At 30.0% G+C, this 20,343-nt stretch carries 22 protein-coding genes; 7 read left to right on the top strand and 15 right to left on the bottom strand.

Annotated elements, in window-relative coordinates; genetic code table 11:
- The 4 genes from JV173_RS01350 to JV173_RS01335 form a co-directional block, all read right to left on the bottom strand.
- Positions 1-1,773 (bottom strand): ABC transporter ATP-binding protein, encoded by a 1,773-nt coding sequence (locus JV173_RS01350; RefSeq protein WP_205734495.1) that lies wholly within the window; start codon positions 1,771-1,773, stop codon positions 1-3.
- Positions 1,766-2,221: a MarR family winged helix-turn-helix transcriptional regulator gene (locus tag JV173_RS01345; protein WP_205734494.1), complete on the bottom strand. Its 456-nt coding sequence runs from the start codon at positions 2,219-2,221 to the stop codon at positions 1,766-1,768. Before JV173_RS01345 ends, JV173_RS01350 begins: the two co-directional genes overlap by 8 nt.
- 206 nt (positions 2,222-2,427) lie before the next feature.
- The gene (locus tag JV173_RS01340; protein ID WP_205734493.1) at positions 2,428-3,138 is read right to left on the bottom strand and encodes a Pr6Pr family membrane protein; all 711 of its coding nucleotides are present in this window, start codon (positions 3,136-3,138) and stop codon (positions 2,428-2,430) included.
- A gap of 12 nt (positions 3,139-3,150) precedes the next feature.
- Positions 3,151-3,633, bottom strand: a complete 483-nt coding sequence (locus tag JV173_RS01335; protein WP_205734492.1) for an NUDIX hydrolase — start codon at positions 3,631-3,633, stop codon at positions 3,151-3,153.
- Positions 3,634-3,762: 129 nt separating this feature from the next.
- Here JV173_RS01335 and JV173_RS01330 point away from each other — a divergent pair, with 129 nt between their 5' ends.
- Positions 3,763-6,096 carry a lamin tail domain-containing protein gene (locus JV173_RS01330; protein ID WP_205734491.1) on the top strand — a complete coding sequence of 778 codons (2,334 nt, stop codon included), beginning with the start codon at positions 3,763-3,765 and terminating at the stop codon, positions 6,094-6,096.
- 37 nt (positions 6,097-6,133) lie between these two features.
- Here the strand turns inward: JV173_RS01330 and JV173_RS01325 are convergent, their stop codons facing one another.
- The 11 genes from JV173_RS01325 to JV173_RS01275 all read right to left on the bottom strand — a co-directional run bounded on the left by JV173_RS01325 (position 6,134) and on the right by JV173_RS01275 (position 13,878).
- Positions 6,134-6,676 carry a DUF4865 family protein gene (locus JV173_RS01325; RefSeq protein ID WP_205734490.1) on the bottom strand — a complete coding sequence of 181 codons (543 nt, stop codon included), beginning with the start codon at positions 6,674-6,676 and terminating at the stop codon, positions 6,134-6,136.
- 12 nt (positions 6,677-6,688) lie between these two features.
- Positions 6,689-7,243 (bottom strand): hypothetical protein, encoded by a 555-nt coding sequence (locus tag JV173_RS01320; protein WP_205734489.1) that lies wholly within the window; start codon positions 7,241-7,243, stop codon positions 6,689-6,691.
- 58 nt (positions 7,244-7,301) lie between these two features.
- Positions 7,302-8,549 carry a lysophospholipid acyltransferase family protein gene (locus JV173_RS01315; RefSeq protein WP_205734488.1) on the bottom strand — a complete coding sequence of 416 codons (1,248 nt, stop codon included), beginning with the start codon at positions 8,547-8,549 and terminating at the stop codon, positions 7,302-7,304.
- Positions 8,550-8,701: 152 nt separating this feature from the next.
- Positions 8,702-8,929: a hypothetical protein gene (locus JV173_RS01310; protein ID WP_205734487.1), complete on the bottom strand. Its 228-nt coding sequence runs from the start codon at positions 8,927-8,929 to the stop codon at positions 8,702-8,704.
- 85 nt (positions 8,930-9,014) lie between these two features.
- Positions 9,015-9,566 carry a GNAT family N-acetyltransferase gene (locus tag JV173_RS01305; protein WP_205734486.1) on the bottom strand — a complete coding sequence of 184 codons (552 nt, stop codon included), beginning with the start codon at positions 9,564-9,566 and terminating at the stop codon, positions 9,015-9,017.
- A complete protein-coding gene (locus JV173_RS01300) occupies positions 9,567-10,190 on the bottom strand; it encodes a phosphotransferase (protein WP_205734485.1) in 624 nt (207 codons plus the stop codon).
- Between the two features lie 29 nt (positions 10,191-10,219).
- Positions 10,220-10,933 carry a DUF2161 family putative PD-(D/E)XK-type phosphodiesterase gene (locus JV173_RS01295; protein WP_205734484.1) on the bottom strand — a complete coding sequence of 238 codons (714 nt, stop codon included), beginning with the start codon at positions 10,931-10,933 and terminating at the stop codon, positions 10,220-10,222.
- A gap of 52 nt (positions 10,934-10,985) precedes the next feature.
- Positions 10,986-11,417 carry an NUDIX hydrolase gene (locus JV173_RS01290; protein WP_205734483.1) on the bottom strand — a complete coding sequence of 144 codons (432 nt, stop codon included), beginning with the start codon at positions 11,415-11,417 and terminating at the stop codon, positions 10,986-10,988.
- Between the two features lie 90 nt (positions 11,418-11,507).
- Positions 11,508-12,638: an N-acetylglucosamine-6-phosphate deacetylase gene (nagA, locus tag JV173_RS01285; protein WP_205734482.1), complete on the bottom strand. Its 1,131-nt coding sequence runs from the start codon at positions 12,636-12,638 to the stop codon at positions 11,508-11,510.
- Between the two features lie 123 nt (positions 12,639-12,761).
- Complete coding sequence (locus tag JV173_RS01280) at positions 12,762-13,250, bottom strand: GNAT family N-acetyltransferase (RefSeq protein WP_205734481.1); 489 nt, start codon at positions 13,248-13,250, stop codon at positions 12,762-12,764.
- On the bottom strand, positions 13,243-13,878 hold the full coding sequence (locus tag JV173_RS01275) for an HD domain-containing protein (protein WP_205734480.1): 636 nt from the start codon (positions 13,876-13,878) through the stop codon (positions 13,243-13,245). Before JV173_RS01275 ends, JV173_RS01280 begins: the two co-directional genes overlap by 8 nt.
- A gap of 175 nt (positions 13,879-14,053) precedes the next feature.
- On the opposite strand from JV173_RS01275, the gene JV173_RS01270 reads away from it, so the two are divergent.
- The 6 genes from JV173_RS01270 to JV173_RS01245 all read left to right on the top strand — a co-directional run bounded on the left by JV173_RS01270 (position 14,054) and on the right by JV173_RS01245 (position 20,263).
- Positions 14,054-15,223 (top strand): aminoacetone oxidase family FAD-binding enzyme, encoded by a 1,170-nt coding sequence (locus JV173_RS01270; RefSeq protein ID WP_205734479.1) that lies wholly within the window; start codon positions 14,054-14,056, stop codon positions 15,221-15,223.
- A gap of 340 nt (positions 15,224-15,563) precedes the next feature.
- A complete protein-coding gene (locus JV173_RS01265) occupies positions 15,564-16,688 on the top strand; it encodes an ABC transporter ATP-binding protein (RefSeq protein WP_205734478.1) in 1,125 nt (374 codons plus the stop codon).
- Positions 16,675-17,505 (top strand): ABC transporter permease, encoded by an 831-nt coding sequence (locus tag JV173_RS01260; RefSeq protein ID WP_205734477.1) that lies wholly within the window; start codon positions 16,675-16,677, stop codon positions 17,503-17,505. The genes JV173_RS01265 and JV173_RS01260 overlap by 14 nt, the downstream gene beginning before the upstream one ends.
- Positions 17,502-18,365 carry an ABC transporter permease gene (locus JV173_RS01255; protein WP_205734476.1) on the top strand — a complete coding sequence of 288 codons (864 nt, stop codon included), beginning with the start codon at positions 17,502-17,504 and terminating at the stop codon, positions 18,363-18,365. Before JV173_RS01260 ends, JV173_RS01255 begins: the two co-directional genes overlap by 4 nt.
- Positions 18,362-19,510, top strand: coding sequence for an extracellular solute-binding protein (locus tag JV173_RS01250; protein ID WP_205734475.1), 1,149 nt, complete (start codon positions 18,362-18,364; stop codon positions 19,508-19,510). The genes JV173_RS01255 and JV173_RS01250 overlap by 4 nt, the downstream gene beginning before the upstream one ends.
- Before the next feature lie 174 nt (positions 19,511-19,684).
- On the top strand, positions 19,685-20,263 hold the full coding sequence (locus tag JV173_RS01245) for a bacterial Ig-like domain-containing protein (protein WP_205734474.1): 579 nt from the start codon (positions 19,685-19,687) through the stop codon (positions 20,261-20,263).
- Positions 20,264-20,343 lie beyond the last annotated feature (80 nt).

The raw sequence follows: 20,343 nt of genomic DNA, 5'->3' as shown, positions 1-20,343 counted from the left end.
TTAGATAGCCTCCTTTACTGTAAGTTCTTCTTCTGATAATTGTGATAATGCAATATCACGATAGACTTCATTATTTCTAAGTAAGTCTTCGTGTTTACCCATTCCAACAATTTTACCTTCATTTAAAACAAGAATTTGATCTGCTTGACGAATTGTACCAATTCTTTGAGCAACAATAACAATTGTCTTATCTTTAAGATTTTCAGAGATACCTTTTCTAACTAACATATCAGTTCTATAATCTAGTGCTGAGAATGTATCATCAAAAATAAAGATATCTGCATTCTTATAAAGTGTTCTTGCAATCGATAGTCTTTGTTTTTGACCACCTGAGAAGTTTGTACCACCTTGTGCTACAGTTGCATCTTCGCCACCTTCTAATTCATAAATGAAATTAGCTTGAGCAAGACTTACAGCTTTATTAAATCTATCGCTATCATACGTATCACCGTAAGTGATATTCTTCTTAACATCTCCACCAAAAAGAATTGCTTTTTGTGTTGCCATTGATACAACTTTATTTAAATCTTCTAATTTATAATCTTTAACGTTTTTACCATTAATAATAACTTCACCTTCAGTTGTATCGAAGAAACGTGTCATTAAATTAACAAGCGAAGTTTTACCTGAACCTGTTGAACCAATAATTGCTAAAGTTTCACCCTTCTTAACTTTGAAGTTTAAATTACTTAAGGCATTATGTGATGCATCATCAACATATGAGAAAGATACATTTTTAAATTCAATCGTTCCTTGTTCTGTTGCTTGGTCTAAATTCTTACCATCTTTAATTTTTGGTTCTTTCTTTAAGACTTCACGAATACGTCCAGCAGCAACTTGTGTTCTAGGAAGCATAACAGCAATCATAACTAAGAACATAAATGACATAACAACTTGCATAGCAATTGAAGTATAAGCTAGCATATTTCCTAAGACTGCAGGTCTATCCATCATTGCAGCTTCATTAATTAATATTGCACCAATGAAGTAAATCGCAATTGTTAATCCATTCATACATAACATCATGAATGGTTGCATAATACCCATTGCTCTTGAAACAAATAAGTTGTTAGACATTACATCTTTGTTTACTTTTTCAAACTTAGCATTTTGATATCGTTCAGCATTAAATGCGCGAACTACTCTAACACCTGAGACATTTTCTCTTGTAACATCATTTAAATCGTCAGTAAGTTTTTGAATTTTCTTGAACCTTGGCATTGAAACTGCAACAAGAGAAATCATAACCACTAAAATCGCAATAACGATTGCTAGTGTAGCTGTTGTCCATTCTAATGATGTATTTGATAATTTGAATAATGCCCAAATCGCAGTTACTGGTGCTTTGATCATGAACTGGAATCCCATCGCTGCAAAATTTTGAACTTGAACAATATCATTGGTTGTACGTGTAATTAATGAAGGTGTAGTGAACTCGTTCATTTCTGCATTTGAGAAAGTCGTAACTTTCATCATCGTTTCTTTACGAAGTTCAAAACTCCAATCACTTGCCATTCTTGCAATAAAGAATCCTGCAAGCATCATAGCGATAATAACACCTGCAGCACACAGTAACATCATGCCACCGTTGTACCAGACATCGCTCATATTAAGTGTACCTGGTATTTGTTGCTCTTGTGCAATTAATTGTGTAAGTTTTGATGTGTAATCTGGCATTGTCATTTCAAGCCAAATTTGGAATACAATCAAACCAACGATTGCAACAAGATATAAAACATCAATTTTTCTGAAATATTTGAGTAATTTAATCATGTTTGTCTTCCTTTTCTTGATTATCTATATGTGATTCAAAAAATGTTTGCATTTTTCCAAATGTCTGAATAAATTGAAGAATTTCTTCTTTTCCAATGACATCAATCATCTTTGACATCATCATAAAGTACTTTTCTTCCATTTCTTCATGATATTCTTTACCACGCTCAGTAAGAATTAAAATGGTCTTTCTTGCATCATTTTCTGCTATTTTTCTTTCAACAAAACCTTTTTGTTCAAGTTTGTTGATCAGATTTGAAACTCTTGCGGTTGATATGCCCATAACATTTGCCAGTTCAAATGTATAGGTTGTACCCCCATTTTTTGCTAAATATTTCACTACGAAATTCATGCCACGTTGTTCAAATTGTGCTTTCTCAACAACATGTTGTGGATGTAGATTTTTAAATGATTCAATCAGTTCTAAGACTTCTTCTCTACTTGCCATATGAACCTCCTTTTTTTTAACTGATAACAGTTTACGCTTTTTAAATTAACATATCAATCATTTTGCTATCCCAGTTAGCAATTTTGTTATTTTTTCTATAATAAAGATTTTTAACACAAAAAAAGTAGACTTGTGATAGCCTACTTTACAAATTCTCTTTGTTACGAATCTACTTAATAATCTTTTGAATTTCTGATGTTTATACCTTAAGAAAGTGATGCTCTAAACACGGTCATGATAATTGTAAGTAATATCATTCCAGTTGTTACGTATACTGGAATATTTTTATTTAATCGATGTTTGAAAAATTTTGTATAATAACTGATCAGCAACATAATCCCAAAAACAATCACATACCAATATATAACTCCAATTGAAGTGCTTGTTAACTCAAACCATCCATTTGTTTCAAAATCTAAGAAAAAGTAAGGAAAGTTTAAACCACCAAATTTAACACCAAATCCATAAAGTATATAGGCAAAAACTAAATAATATCCTGGAGTAATTAAGCCATAAATCATTTGACCTTTAAGTTCAATTTTTTTATCACTTAGTAAATAATCTAGCATTGACAGTATCGGAGTTAAGGTGTGTAAAAATAAATTAGAAGGACTTAATAAATAAGAAAGTGGCATTGTTGGTGACAAAAGTACTGAGAAAACTATATAGGTTAGTAAAATACCAGTTGTTAGAATGTATTTTGCAACATAATAACTTTGTTTAACTTCCGTTTTAGTTAAATCAAAGTAAATACCAACGGATGCAATTGCTAACATCCAAATGTTACTTTGTATAGTGAAATATAAAAGTAAAGATGGTCCACTCATAAATCCATCTTCTGACGTCATCATAGACAATATGATACCTAAAATTGCAGAAACAATCATACCTAATTTAATAACAATCTTTTTTAACATGTAGTCTCACTTTCATTTGCTAAAGAATTCTTTGAAGAGTTGTTGTGTTAATTTACCTCTAAATAAAGTTTCATCAATTTCTGTATATTTATCTACATAGATCATTTCATCTGTTTCATCATTTTCATTAAAAGTTCCAGATTCTACTTTTCCTTTATATATGACCCAGATCAACCTTTGTTCATCTTTAGTGTAAATCCTAAAAAGTTCTAAATTAGAAACTTGCATTCCACCAGTTTCTTCCATGAATTCACGTTTAGCAGCTTCTTCTAATGTTTCTCCTAAATTACGGTATCCACCAGGAAATGTTAATTTCCCAGTATCTTTTAATTTAACTAATAAGACTTGATTTTGTTCATTTACTGCAATCACGCAACATGCAACATTAACCCAAGTATTCCAATCAATAAAATCGCAGTGCGTACAACGCATTACATTTACATGATCAACATAATCTTTTATGAGTTCATTTCCACAATATGGACAGTATTTCATAGGAACCTCTCTATTTCTTACTTACTTACTATTGTACACGTATCTTTATATATTTATATTATCAACGAAAGTAAAATTGTTCTCATGATATAATAGTCTTTAGACTACCATTCCTAAAAAGGAGAAAATATGAAGCATTTATCTAACATATTATTGGGTATCTTACTACTCTTTCTAGTTGTTGCATGTACCCCTGAGCAATTAGAACCTATTGATGAAGATCCAATAATTTATCAAATTACGATTAACACAAACGCTGAAACAATCTTTGAAATCGGTGATGAAATTGACTTTACCAATTTCTTTATCATTACCGATAATAAAGGTAACCTCATACCAGTCACAATAGAGATGATTGATTTCAGTGAAGTTAATATAGATGAAGCAGGAACTTATTCTGTTTCAATTACATTTAATGATTTATCTAAAGAAATTAATATAACTGTCATAAATCCTGATTTAGGACCAACTTTTATATTAGATTGGAATCATTCATTAGAATTAGTTGTTATGCTATTTGACAGAACTGTTGATTATAAACAATTCTTTATTATTAAAGATTCAAATAATCAAAATATTGAAGTTAAAGATGAATATTTAGACCTTTCAAAATTAAACATCGATTTACCTGGTGTTTATGAAATCTCGATTTCTTTTCAAGGACAATCACTTACAATTCAAATAACAGTTCTTGAACCAGATGAAATGTTTGCAACAGATTTATTTATTTCAGAATATTCTGAGGGTTCAAGTCAAAATAAGTACATTGAAATCTTTAACGGTACTGGCCAAGATATTAATCTAGCTGATTACAGTGTGAAACTATTTAATAATGCACAAGCTGAAGCACAATATGTACTTCAACTTTCAGGTATTTTAAAAGATGGTGACACTTATGTTATTTACCATGGCTCTGCTAACAATACGATTAAAGCAAACGGTGATCTTGCAAATGTTGTTGTATCATTCAATGGAAATGATCCAATTGCACTTTTTAAAAATAATCAATTAATTGATGTTGTTGGTGATCTAAACCAACAAGTTTCAGAAGGTTATAAAATCGGTTCAAACTTAACAGCAACCAAAGACAATACAATTATTAGAAAACCAAATGTCTATGGTCCAAATGCAACTTGGACTGAATCAGAATGGTTAGTCTTAGGTTTTGAAAAGTATGATAATTTAAAACAACACAATATGCTATATTACAAACCACCTAAAGGTGAAGAACCAGAAGAACCACAAATGGATTTATTTATTTCAGAATACTTTGAAGGTTCTTTAACTTATGAAACTACAAAGTACATTGAAATTTACAATCCATTTGATCATGCAGTTGATCTTTCAAATTATGATCTTGCAGTGTATCAAAACGGTAGTTTAGATTCTGTTCTTATTTACAATTTAGAAGGTATGATTGCATCAAATGAAGCATTAGTCTTCTATGCACCAAATTCTAATCAAGATATTAAAGACATTGGCTATGCATCAAGTGCTGCACTTAACTTTACTGGTAAAGATGCAATTGCATTACTCAAGAATGATGAAGTGATTGATGTTTTCGGTAAAATAGATCAAACACCTGGAGAAAATGGTTGGATAGTTAAATCTACTTATGGTACAGTTGATCATGTTTATACAAGAAACATGCAAGTTACTCAACCAACTTCTACTTTCAATCCAACTGAGTGGGATTTACAATTTGAAAATTCATATAAAAATGCAGGTATTCATTTTACACATCTTTATGATGTTGTTATTGATGATTTCGATCTTTTAATGACATTAATCATGAACTTACCAATTGATAATAAAGGTACAGCAATTTCAACTCAAGCAATTACAATCCGTGGAACTGTCTTCATGGATGTTGAAAATGAAACTACACTTGTCTATATTACAGACGGTAAAAACTTTATTAAACTACATGGTGATAAAATTCATAACTATACTTCTTTAAATACCGTATATGAAGTTCAAGGTTATTATCAATCTTATATCTATCAACCAACATTTGATGTCATCAATCCAAATACAGACATTAAATCATTAGGTACAAGTACACTTGATACAATTTATTATAAAGAAGTATCACTTCAAGATGTCTTAAATTTAAAGCGCGAAGAACTTGTTAAAAATATTTACAATGGTTATCTTCAATCCATGTTGAAAGTTACAGGTTATTTACATCTTGATACACACAACTCAACACGAAGTGATTATGCACTAACCATAAATCAAACTTATATTAAAAACGATACACAATACATTAATAATGGTTTATACTTTAAAAATGATGTTGAAGATTTAGAAGAGTTCTTAATTGATTATGAAGTTGAAGCTGGAAAATATGCGTTAACTGTTGACATCTTTGGTGTGATATATGATTGGAACCCTAATCGTAAAAACTGGAGACTTTATGTTTCAGATGAATTAACTTTCAAATATTTAAATCAAGCATAAAATATAAAGGTTGTTCGAAATCCGAACAACCTTTTTCTTATTTTGAAACATAAAGTACTTGATAAATTTCACCATCTAGTTGAAGTAATGACTCCAAATCGCTCGATAAAACATAAACCTTGTATGTCCAATTTGTTGGATTATAACAAACGATATAAGACAGATCTTTAATTTCTTTTAATTCTTCCATCAATTCTAATTTAACCTGTTTTAAAGTGCTATTTGGAAGGATATCACCTTCTAATTCACAAAGATACTTAATATCTTGATTCAAAATTTTCTGTAGATTATTCAAAAGTGGAATAAATGTTACAACCTCTTGCCAACCAAATGATCCTAATATGTTATCGTAGAAGCCGTCAAATAAAAATTTATTCAATCCTTCTGTATCTTTCCAAAAATAAAGTGGTGCATAACTATTGAATTCATTACCATTTTTACCTTTTTCAGAAATCATATAAAGTTTAAAATTTAAACCATAAAAGCCATCTGTTTTAAAGCCATTTTGTTTCACTCTATTTTTAATAATTTCCATATTATAATCGCTTGGTAGCTTTATTTTGTATTGACTAATTAGCATAATTTTACCTCTTTATTCAAAGTGACTAAACATATCTTTATATTTTTCTTTGTTTTCTAATTCTATTTTTGATTGCTTAATTTTAGTATTGTAACGCCATAATCGGTACATATCAATCATAAACCATACAAATATGGCAATACTTGATAAAACAATAATCGTTGATTTTCCATCTTCATTTTGAATCCATATTGCAGAAAAAACAATTAACAGAATTGGATAAACATAATGACCAATTGTTTTAAAAATTCTAATCGTTATGTTGAGTGGATGTTTTGGTCTATCTTTATTGATAATCTGCAATAGTGAAAGTACAGCTTGATAAACTAAATACGAGAGTGAGATGACAATAAGGAAGTTTGTACTATAAATCATTGAACCAACAAGCAGAGCAATGACAAGTCCGAAGAAAACATACACAAATGTAAACTTCAATCCTCTTCTTAACATTTGATTTGTATCAACTTTTTTAAATACAACCGCTACAACTTTACTGATAACTGTTACAAGCAGTTGAAAAATCAACTCACCAAAAATTTCAATAATTGCTTCTAGAATAAATGACATAATTCGCTATCCTTTACTAATCTTATTCTAACTAAAACCTATATAAAAAAACAGCATTTTATGATGTTTTTAGTAACTTATAGGCTTCTTCTACGGCAAATCTTAATTTTGTTACTTGATCACGTTTGTTTTTAGGATAAATGTAGTAAGTATCTTCTAGTGTAGATAATACGATACAATCTGCAACGACACCATCACTTCTTAATTTGTAATCAAATTCAATATGAACTGAATAAAGTGATGATGATTCTTTAACTAATTCAAGTGGATAGTTTGGATCATCTACAGTTAATTTAAAACCTTCTTTGGTATGAATTAATTTACCTTCACCCATCGGTAAGAATGCTTTTGCATTTGGCAGTGATTCAACATACACTTCATCTTCAAAATAGTATGTGCCATCTTCTAATTGTTTTCTCGTAAATGCTCTTTGAGTTTCATACCAATCAGGGATGTGTGGGTATTTTGTTTGGCCATCTTTAGCTTCTAAACGACCATATTCATTTTGATAATGACGTTTACCACAAGCATCGCACCAAATTTCAGTACCTTTTGAATCCATCATAAATTCTGTACCACATGCATCACATTGATAAAGAACTTTGTGTAAGCCTTTAGTTCTGTTTTTATCTTTAATCTTAATTTGGTGATCAAATTGATATTTAAATTCATCGTATTCAAACGCTTTATGAATTCGATTATTAATTTCTTCAACTGGTAATTCAGTAATTTCTTCTTTAGTAACGATTTGTGTCATATCAGCTGCAAGAGGAACTCTTCTATTACCCATATTCCACACAGGTTGAGTTAAGAAATTACCATGCATATTTAAGACAACAACAGGTACTTTTAATATCTTAACCATTTTAGCAAGTGAATCAGGTAGTGCGGCTGTTGTACCCATTACAGAGTAACATGCTTCTGGATATAAAATTGTAATTTTCTTTAATTTTTCTAAAGAATATTTAAGTTGTTTAAAAAGTACAGTATCTTGAGGTGTAAATTTACGTTTACCAATTGCACCAACATTTCTTAATAACCATTCACGCTTTAAAAATCCATCAATCGCAACTACATAAGTTGCACGATGTGGAAAAATCGAATGTGTAGTTACTTTAAAGTCGATAAAAGCATGGTGTGTACAAAGTAAAAGATACGGTGGTTTTAACCCCTTCATATTTACCTTGTTAACTTTTAAACTTCTTGGAATTGTTGCTGAAAAACTTAATGCGTAAGCAAGCGGTGTTAAATACCACCTTTCTTTCAACGGTTTCTTTAACATATCAAATTTTTTAATATCAATCACGGAATAATTATCCCCTTTTTGTGGTTTCTTGTAGTATTCTATCGTATTTTAGCATAATTGAGTCTAAAATTGTTTGAAGATAGAACTTTCAAGTGAAAATAAAATCCGATACTTGAAAAGTACCGGATATATTTTGAAAATTAATATACAGATTATTCTCTTGCGTAACCAATGTTTGATGGTTTAGCTGGATCAAAGATTAGGTTGCAGATTGAAGCTACTAATGAATAGATACCAAATGTAATGATACCTAAGAACAAGTATGCTAATGTTCTACTTCTCCAACCTGCTGGTTTAAGATCAGTTAAGTTAATAACTAAACTTCCAATCCAACCCAAGAAAAATGTCAGTAAAAATCTGACTAAGTTTTTATCGCTCATTTCTTACCCCCGTGGTATATTTTTTACATCAAGTTAATTGTATATGCTTTGAAAATAAAAATCAACATTTTTAATCCGAGATTACTTATAAATCACAATTCAACTTTGAATAGATTAGCATATTATTCCACTTGCCATTTAATTTTCTAACACTTCTTAATTGACCTTCTTTAATCATACCAAGTTTAATCATCACTTTCTCACTCGAATAATTTTTTTCATGACAAAGTGCTTGAAGTCTATGAATTTTTAATATACTAAAAGCATAATCCTCTAAGGATTTAGCAGCTTCAGTCGCATACCCCATACTGCTAAATTCTTTTTTTATCATCCATCCAATTTCCCATTCATTGATATCTACATTTGTTTGCCACATAACTACTCTACCAACCGGTTTTAATGTATTCTTATCAACTACCAACAGAGAATATTTCACTCTCGTAGTTGATGCTTGTAATTCTAAAATTTGTTTAAAGTTTTCTAATAATTCATTTAAATCTGGAACTGTATCTCTTTCATATGTTATAGCATATGGATTAGTTTCTAAACTTTGATAGAAATCAAAATCACTCTCTATAAAATCTCTTAAAATTAATCGTTCTGTTTCTAGCTTGAAGTTACTTAAATTTTCAGCCATTTATCTCATCTCCTGATACATTTTTAATACCATTAATCCAAAATCTCTTCCAAATTCTTCTTCATCATTATCATCTAATAAGTATTTAAAATCAGACATAAATTTACCAATTCGACTATCTGCAAAATCAATAACACCAACCAAATTAAATTGTGTATCAAAGTATAAATGATTTAAACTAAAGTCTCCATGTAGTAAAACTAAATCTTTCCTTTTTATTTGGATTAAATTTTCAATATGATGCAAGCCGTATAAAAATTCTGCAATACTTTTAGAAATTAGTTCCCTTTTTGTTAACGGTAATTGATTTAATTTTGTTTTATTTAATTGAATACCTTCAATCTTCTTTGAAATAAAAAAGGTATATAAATTGTGGTTTGAATTAAATAAACCAGTTTTGATAACATTTGGAATTTCAATTTTAATTTTTTGGTCAAGTTTTTTTAATAATTCAATTTCTTTAATTAGACTGTTGTTTGCACGATTATTTTTTGGAAATTTTGCGACTAAATTTTTATTCACTAAAAATGCATCAGAATGATTGCCACTTCCTAAATATTCAATTGAAGTTATATTTAAATGATTACTTAATGTTTCTTTCACAAAATCAATTGAATATTTCATAATAAGTCCACTCTCTTTTAGTTTTTACTTTAATTTAGCATATCATCATCAAAGAAAGGTGTTGCACCTAAATATGAATTACCTTCCTCAGATGGAATCATTGTTTCAATTTCTTTGATACCTAATTCTGTTAAATCATAGATACCTCTTTTTATCGGCTTAAACCAGCCATAATAATTTTTACGTAAAATGTTTTGTATATCGTCAATGTTGGTTTCTAAACTGATTTCTTTTGGTGACATCTGTCCTTTTTTATAGAGAAGTTTTGCAACCTCAATCACTTTTTCTTTATAGTGTGTCACTTTTTTACCCTTTGATCCTCCTACATTAAAGTCAGATTTTCTGAGTGAAAACTCTTTTACAAGACGCTCTTTCTTCTTTCTACTAGATGTCACACTTCTTTTTAAATCAAATCCAAAGGTTTCAATTAAAACTTCTGCTTTTCTTCCAACAGCAATCAAACCAATTTCAAGTCTTTTTAAAAGATTAGCAAAATGTTTGAAGTTACTTTTTTGTGAACTAATCACTTTAGTTGGTAAGGCAATATATACTTTATCAGCAAAGCGTTGACGATCGATTGCTTGATAAATCAACTTTAAAGAAATGTTAAGTTTCATCTCAACAATGACAGTATAACCTTCTTTAATTGCTGTAATATCTGTATGAAGGACTTCTGCTTTAACTTCAAATCCAAGAGATTCTAAAAGTTCTTTACAGGGTAAATAAAGGTCTGTTTCTTTCATTTACTAAATCTTCTTTCTTCTTATCAAATTCATATTTCAGTTAATGTAAAAGTCATTCAATTTTAATTAACTTTTCACCTTCATAATAAAGGTGCATTTCAAAAATGTCTTCGTTTTCTAATTTCTCAATAAAATAATAGTCACCTTCCCACATCGGAAGTTTTTTTAATTCGTTCTTATCAATCCAAAAGAGATCACCTTCATCACTTGCTTGAAGTTTGCCTTCGAATTCATATGCTTTAAATAATGTCATATGTTCTTCATATGCACCTTGATGAAAATGAACGATACCTTTAAAGATTGGTTTAATAGTTAATCCAGTTTCTTCTTTTGTTTCACGAACTGCAGCTTCATAAGCGGTTTCACCTGGTTCGATTTTTCCACCGACACCACTATATTTATTTTGATTCATATCTTTTTTTTGTTTAAGAATCAAAAGATATTTATTTTCATTTTCAATATAAATTAAAACTGTCTTTTTCATATGAATTCCTCAATATTATTACCAACTTATGTCACAATCATTATAACATGTAAAAAAGAGACTTTGACAGCAGTCAAAATCTCTAATTAATTATTGTTGATATGCAATTTTACCATTAATGATTGTTTGTAGAACGTTAATATCTTTATCTATGATAACTAAGTTTGCTTTCTTACCTACTGCAATTGAACCAACTTGATTAAACACATTTAATTGTTTTGCAGGATTAACTGATGCAAGTATTGAAGCTTCTACCATTGAAAGTCCTAAATCATTCACAAGATTTCTATAACCGTCATTCATCTTGAGAATCGAACCTGCAAGTGTACCATCAGCAAGTCTTGCTTCATTATTTTTAATGTAAACAGTTTGACCACCAAGTTCAGACTCACCACCATCAGGTAAATATTTAGCACGCATTGAGTCTGTGATTAAAATCATATTTTCAACACCTTTTGATTGTAATAATACTTTTGCTGCAGGTACTGAAACGTGAATTTTATCAAAAATTAATTCAGCATTTAATTCATTGTGTAGTAAACCAGCACCAACAACTCCAATATCTCTGTGGTGAAGAGGTGTCATCGCATTATAGAAGTGTGTTAGTGAGGTCATACCAGCTTCAATTGATTGCTTTACTGTTTGATAGTTGGCTTTTGTATGAGCAATTGATGCAACGATATTGTTTTCTTTTAAGTATTTTGTTAATTCCATTGAACCTTCAATTTCAGGAGCAAGTGATACTTTTTTAATTAAGTTGTTGGCTTTTGCATTGAATGATTTGAATAATTCAATTGTTGGCTTGATAATACAGTTTTTAGGTTGTGCACCAGCAGCACCTTCATTAATGAAAGGACCTTCTAAGTGAATACCATAAACTTCAGTTGCTAATGGATTTTGATTCTTTTCATAAACAGCAATTGCTTCTAAAGCTTTTTCAATATTTTCAATTGTTTGAGTCATTGTTGTAGGTAAGAACCCTGTTGTTCCTTCTTTGATAAGTGATAATGCCATTTTTTCAATTGCTTCAGGTTTAGCATCCATTGCATCAAAATTATTAGATCCATGAATGTGTACATCAATAAAACCTGGAATTAAATATTTTGCTTTACTATCAACTTTACCTTTTTCAACAATTTCAGTAATGATACCGTTCTTTATTGTTACATCCCCAAAAACTTCTTTGTTTTCTAAAACAATATTTACATTTTTAATAAACATGATTAATTCTCCTTAAATACTAATCGTACAATTCAACTTAATTATAGGCTTTTTTTAATAAATTAAAATCATTATTTATAATAATGAAAATATTTGTCAAAAATAGAACCAATTATAGAAAACTCAAATATCTTTTTGATAAGCTAAACGTTCTTTATCTTCAATTTGATTTAAATAAATAATCCCACAGTATTCAAAACCTAATTTGATTAAAAGATTTTGCATTGGCAGGTTAAGTTTATGCGTATCAATTCTCATACTTTGCGCATTCAAATGTTCAAAAACATAATTAATTAACTTTGCAGAAATTCCTTTCCCTCGGGATGATGCTTTAGTTGCAATTCGATGAATAACTTTGTATGGTTTATTAGATAACCATTTGCCTTCAATAAATTCATAAGTTGATTCATAGTCAAATACGGACATTACACCTAAAATCTCTTCTTCTTCATATACAAACAAAGCATTACTTTGAATATCTTTTAATGCTATTTCTACAGATGGATAAATATTTTGCCACTGTGGTGACCCATAAGATGCAATAAATTCCCTAGCATCTTTATAAATAGCCATAATATGCTCTAAATCACTTGGTTTTGCTAATCTAATCATTAGATTCTCCATTAGTTTTTATTTTTTCATAAATTTTTTGAGCATATTGCTTAAACTCAATTTCATGCTGTAATAATTTTCTAATTTCAGTTAGCATTTTCGTTGTTCCTGGTGTTTTTAACCAAACTTTAAGATATCCGTTCTCACCGTATTTATCTTGAATATGTTTTAAGACATCAGGATATATTGATTCAAACGATTCATTGTTTTTCATTCTAAATAGTATCGTTCTTTCAATCACAATATCCATTGTGTCAGAACGATCAGCTTCGCAAATGATTTTTCCATAAATTGATCGTGGTGGTGTTTTGGAACTTGCACGATGATCTTCAACTGCTTCTTTCATGATGCATAAATCTTCCTTAGAAAATAATGATTGTATAAATGGATCATCTTCTAACATTTTTCCACCAATTAAATGATGGTGCTCTCTTTCTTTAATTAAACCTATATCATGAAATACAGCAATCGTGTAAACCATATCTAGATTCACATCAAAGTCTTTTGCAATTTCAAAGGATTTATTGATGACATCAAAAACATGATTGCCAGAATGCGCTTTATCAAGTTTTTGATATATTGGAAGAATGTTTTGTTCTATATATTTTTTTAAGTTTTGATTTATCAATTTCTAACTCCAAATATGATTATGTTTTATCAACATTCCTATTTATATCTTAACATGTAACAACTTTAAATAATGATATCCTTATTCAAAATAAATTCCAACTTTGATTTATATAACTTAAGTGCGCTTTTCGCATGCTATAATAGTTCTATATATTTTTATGGAGGTATAAAACTTGAATCCAATTGTGATTATTGGTGGTGGACCATCTGGGATGATGGCTGCAATTTCTGCAAAAATGCACCATAAAAATTATGAAGTCATTTTAGTTGAACGTGGTAAGGATTTGGGTACTAAAATGAAATTAACAGGTGGTGGTCGATGCAATGTGACTGCCAGAATGCCTGTTGATGAAGTCGTTGAATATATTCCTAAAAACGGTAGATTTTTATATTCAACATTAAATTCATTTGGACCAAATGATATTATTGAATTCTTTGAAAAACTCAATTGTAAACTAAAAGAGGAAGATCATGCAAGGATGTTTCCTGTTTCAAATAAAGCACAAGATATTGTAGATACTTTAAAAGAAAAAATTAAACAACTAAATGTCAAAGTCCTATTAAACAGCTATGTATCAGATGTAAATGTTGAAAGAAAAGAAATCATTATAAATGATGAATATATGAAGTATCAACATTTAATTATTGCAACGGGTGGTATAACCCTTCCTGCAACAGGATCTGATGGTACTGGCCATCGTCTCGCAGAAAAATATGGCCATACAATTACTAAACTATTGCCTGCAGAGGTACCTCTTGTATCAAACGATCAATTCATCCACGATAAAACTTTACAAGGATTATCATTTAAAGATGTTAGTCTATCTGTATGGGATGGAAAGAAAATTAAAAAAACAATTACACACGATTTATTAATTACACACTTTGGACTTTCTGGTCCTGCTGCACTACGCGCTTCTTTCTATGCACTCAACTTACTTGAAGAAAAGAATGAACCCGTTAAACTTTCAATAGATTTCTTACCTAAGGTTTCCTTAGGAGAACTTGAGCAATCTAAAACACTGGATGATTTATTTAGAGATCATAATGTCCCAAAAAGACTTGTTGATTTTTGTAAAGATACAGCAGGTAAAGAATATCTTAAAATGCTTAAAGACTTTCCGATGACAACTTATGCTACCAGAGGTTTTGGTGCTGCATTTGTAACCAATGGTGGTGTCATGGTTAAAGAAGTTGACCCAAAAACAATGCAATCTAAAATGAATCCTTATGTTTCATTTTGTGGTGAAGTATTAGATATTAATGCATTTACTGGGGGATTCAACATTACTTCTGCATTCTCAACCGGATTCACAGCTGGAATACATGTAAATTTAGACTAACAATCAAGGGGTACTTCCCCTTTTTTTATGCCATAAATAATTTTCAACTCTTTTCTAAACTAATGTTTTTCTTACTTAGATTTTTACTGAAATCATAACAGTAGTGATTACTCAATTATTTATACTTATTTTTTCTTTAAATTAACATAGTTTAAATTAATGTTCGTTACGATTTATATAATTATATTAATCGCTTCATGAGGCTGTTAAATTGAAAATTAATGCGTTGAACTTACGTAAAATAAATTTCTTAAGAAATTGCTGAAATATTATGCTTGCAAACTGTAAAAATTAGTATATAATTATTGCTTGTAAAATTAATTATTATAGGAGTCCGACATTGGATAAAAAACCTTTAATTGAACTCATCAATATTAGTAAAATATTTGATGCAGAAGCTGTTGTAAATAATATCAATTTAACTATTTACAAAAATGAGTTTGTGACATTACTAGGTCCTTCAGGATGTGGTAAAACAACAACATTAAGAATGATCGGTGGATTTGAAAATCCTGATGCAGGAACAATACTTATCGAAGGAAAAGATTTTAGTGATATTCCTTCATATGCACGACCAATCAATACTGTTTTCCAAAAATACGCATTATTTCCTCATTTAAATGTAATCGATAATGTGGCATTTGGTTTAAACCATCGTCCACTTAAATATTTAGCGGAATTTTATAAAGATAAAATTGAAGCTTCATCTGAGAAAAAGAATATTCGTAAACTAATTAAAACTTTAATTTATGAAGATGCTAAATCAATGCTTAGACTGGTTAAACTTGAAGGTTACGATACACGTAAAATTGATCAACTTTCAGGTGGTCAACAACAACGTGTCGCACTTGCAAGAGCATTAATTAATCGTCCAAAAATTCTACTTCTAGATGAACCATTAGCAGCACTTGATTTAAAACTTCGTCAAAACATGCAATACGAATTGAAAGAAATGCAAAATAAATTAGGTATTACATTTATTTTTGTTACACATGATCAAGAAGAAGCTATGACAATGTCAGATCGTATTGTTGTTATGAAAAATGGTATCATCGAACAAATCGGTGTTCCAAAGAAAATCTACAATGAACCTGTCAATCGATATGTTGCAAGATTTATTGGGGAAACAAATATCTTCCCTGGAACTATTACAGATCACAATGAAGTAACTTTCCTGGGTAGTAAATTTAAGTACATTGGATATGATGAGTTTAATATTGGTGATCCTGTTGATGTTGTTATTCGTCCAGAAGACTTTGATGTCGTACCAGTTGAAAAAGCAACAATTAAAGGACTTGTAACCTTCTCACTTTTCAAAGGTGTTCATAATGAACTGATTGTCAATATTGATAATCAAGAAGTTTTAGTAAATGATTATGAATCATTTGAACTTGGTAGCCAGATTGGATTAAAAGTAGACCCATATGAAATTCATTTAATGAGGGTTTCAAATGAAAACAAGTAAGTATAAACTTTTATCTATTCCTTATACTGTTTGGATTATGCTTCTTGTCTTCATTCCGATGATTGCATTAGTTGTATTAGGTTTCACAGATATGACTTCTAATATTTCATTTTCAAATGTTCATTTCACATTTGAAAACTTTGATATGTTTGGAGAAAGATCGATTACAACTGCATTTTCAAACAGTTTAACTTATGCCGCTTTAACAACTTTAATCAGTTTTGTTATTGGATATTTGCTAGCATACATTATTTATCAAAGTAAGTTTAATAATAAGTTTGCAATTATGACGATTATGATTCTGCCTATGTGGAGTAATCTAATCTTAAGAATTGATGCATTAGCAAATATTATGAATGAGAATAACATATTAGTAGAACTCATTGGATTTAGTCCATTAGGTGGTTTAATTGGTACACCAACTGGTATTTTAATTGGTATGGTCTTCACCTATGTACCATTTATGATTCTTCCAATATATACTGCTTTAGAAAAAATTGATCCAAGTTTAAATCAAGCATCTTCCGATTTAGGATTAACACCACTTAAAACATTTCTTTATGTAACCTTCCCACTTTCATTTAAAGGTGTAGTTACAGGGGCAATCATGGTTTTCTTACCTACATTCTCAGGATTTGCAATTCCAAAGATTTTATCTAAAGGCAACATGGTATTCTTAGGTAATATTATTGAAACTAAATTTAACTACACAATTTTTAATGATGGTGCACTACTCTCAGCATCCATGTTATTAATCATTTTTTTAGCAATCCTTCTAATCCGTAAGTTTGATAAGGAAGGAGAAACGCTATTATGACAAATCAATATGAAAAAGCAAAAGTTTCTGATTATGGTTATAAAGATTATTCATTTTTAAAACCCATTCTTAAAGTTTTCTCCGTTTTATTTGCAATTACAATGATTATCTTCCTTTATTTACCAATTATTGTTATTGCGATACAATCTGTTAACTCAAGTAAAAACACTTCAATTTTTGATAGTTTCACATTTGAATGGTATCTAAATATATTTAGTGAACCTGACTTATTAAATGCAATCTCAAATACATTCTTAGTTTCTGCAATTGCAACAACAATTGCAACTGTGCTTGGTACAATCTTTGCGATAGGTATTTATAACTTGCCTAAGAAAGCACGCAGTAGAATTATGTTCTTAAACAATGTACCAATCTTAAATGCGGATATCGTCACGGGTTTTTCATTAATGATCATGTTTAGATTTTTAATGATTATCTTCCCTGAGATCTTTGGTCTTACAACGCTTGTACTTGCACACTTATTCTTTACACTACCTTATGTCATTCTAAGTGTAATACCAAAATTAAAAGAACTTGATCCAAACTTAATTGATGCAGCTCAGGACTTAGGTATTAAACCTATGAAAGCTATTCATCTTGTTATTGTACCAGCAGTTAAAGCAGGTATCTTCTCAGGAATGATTCTTGCCTTAACCATGAGTATTGATGACTTTGTCATCAGTTTCTTCACTACTGGTGCTGGGTATGATAACTTATCAATATGGATTTATGGTGTACTAGGTCGTCGTAATCTTACACCATCAGTCTATGCATTTTCTACTCTATTAACCCTATTTACATTAATAAGTTTAATAACCGTACAAATACTTCAAAGAAAGAGAAAGGGAAAGAAAAAATGAAGAAATTAGTTATTACAATGTTTGCAATTGTTGCAATCACATTGCTAGTTGCATGTGATCAAAGACAAGTCTTACGCATCCTTAACTGGGGCGAATACATCAATGATGATGTTGTTGCAGCTTTTGAAGATGCAACTGGATATCGTGTTTCTATCGATGTCACTGATTCAAATGAATCATTTTATGCAAAAATTAAAAGTGGTACAACTGCTTACGATATCGTAATTCCATCAGATTATATGGTTGAACGTATGGTTGATGAAGATATGTTAGTTAAACTTGATTACACTAAATTACCTAATCATGCAAATGTGACTTATATGGAAGGTGTAAATGATATCTTTGAAGCTATGACTGCAACAACACTTACTAGAACTGGTAAAACTGTTGATTATACAGATTATGCAGTTCCATACTTCTGGGGATCATTCGGTATTATCTATAACAATCGTGTTGAAGGTTTAAAAACTGCACTTGAAACGCATGGTTGGAGTGCTTTCTTCGATCCAAGTTTAACACCTGCAAATGTGAGACGCGGTATGTATGATGTACCTCAATATGCTTATGCTGCTGCTTCTTTCTATTTAGAACAAGATATTAACACAGTTACAACTGCTTCATTAAATGCCGCTGAAGAAGCTATTCTTCAAGCAAATTTTGTTGAGTGGGCTGATGATTTACTTAAACGTAATGTAGAATCAAACAACCTTGATATGGCATTTGTTTACACAGGTGACTATCTAGATCGTTTATACATTCAATTAGAAGACGGTAAAACTTTAGAAGAAGTTCAAGCAATTTTTGATATTTATATTCCAGAAACTACAATGGGTTTCATGGATAACTTAGTTATTCCTACAACTTCTAAGTCAGTAGATATGGCTCATGAGTTTATCAACTTCTTACTTGATCCTGAAGTTGTTGCATTAAATAGTGAAGTTGTTGGTTATGCAACTGCATTAGTTGAAGCATACGATTTAATCGTTGCAAATCTTGACAGCGAAGATGAATGGTATCATAACTGGGCACTTGCTAACTTAACTTACTACAATAAGAATGCTACAAACGTTTTGGTTCCATTAACTACTTTATCAGCAGCTAATATTGATAAAATCAATACAATGGTTGATAACGTACGTTCATAGTTAATAAACAAAAGTCAAAAGGCGAATCCTAATAGATTCACCTTTTTTATATATGGAAAACTGGTTCAACTATTAGTACATAGAATTAATAGGTTATAGACATTGACATTCAACATAAAGCATAACACGTGAGATGTAATTATTTTTCAGTTATATAAAGGGTAGGAGGATAATATGAAAAAAACAATATTGTCAATAATGGCTTTCTTTTTTACATTGATATTAGTCGGATGTACGGGTTTATTCCCTACAACGATTGGCATTTCAATTGAAGCACCAAATAAAACAGTTTACATTTTAGGTGAAACATTTGATGCAACTGGTTTAAAAGTTCAATCTTACAACAGTAATGGTGATGTTAAAGATCTAACTGCTGATGATTACACACTATCAAACACAGCATTAAATCAGTTAGGAGCACATACAATTAGAGTTAAACACAATCATTTTGAAGCTGACTTTACTGTGTTTGTAAAAGAATCTCCAAATTTAATTAAAATGGTTTATATTACAGATTTTCCAGCAACAGTTTTCTATCAAACAGTTCCAACCAGTGAAACTCTTGAACTTGATGGTTTATTTTTAACTTATTTAACAGCTAATTTTGAAACTGTAGACGCACCACTTTCTGACTTTTCATTTAATATATTTGATATTGATTTAGCAGATTCAGGTTACTCTGTATATGCTGTTAACATTTCACATAAAACTTTAGAAGGTATTTCTACCACATTCTTAATTTATGTAGGGTAATTCTATTCCAAAATAAATAATATAACTCATTAAAAAGCCATACACTTATATATGAAAAGTGTATGGCTTTTTATTAAGGT

Origin of the sequence: Acholeplasma equirhinis, assembly GCF_017052655.1 — a bacterium.
Classification (GTDB): domain Bacteria; phylum Bacillota_I; class Bacilli_A; order Acholeplasmatales; family Acholeplasmataceae; genus Acholeplasma; species Acholeplasma equirhinis.
The sequence above is the reverse complement of the archived record's forward strand: the minus strand, read 5'-3'. Positions and strand labels throughout refer to the sequence as shown.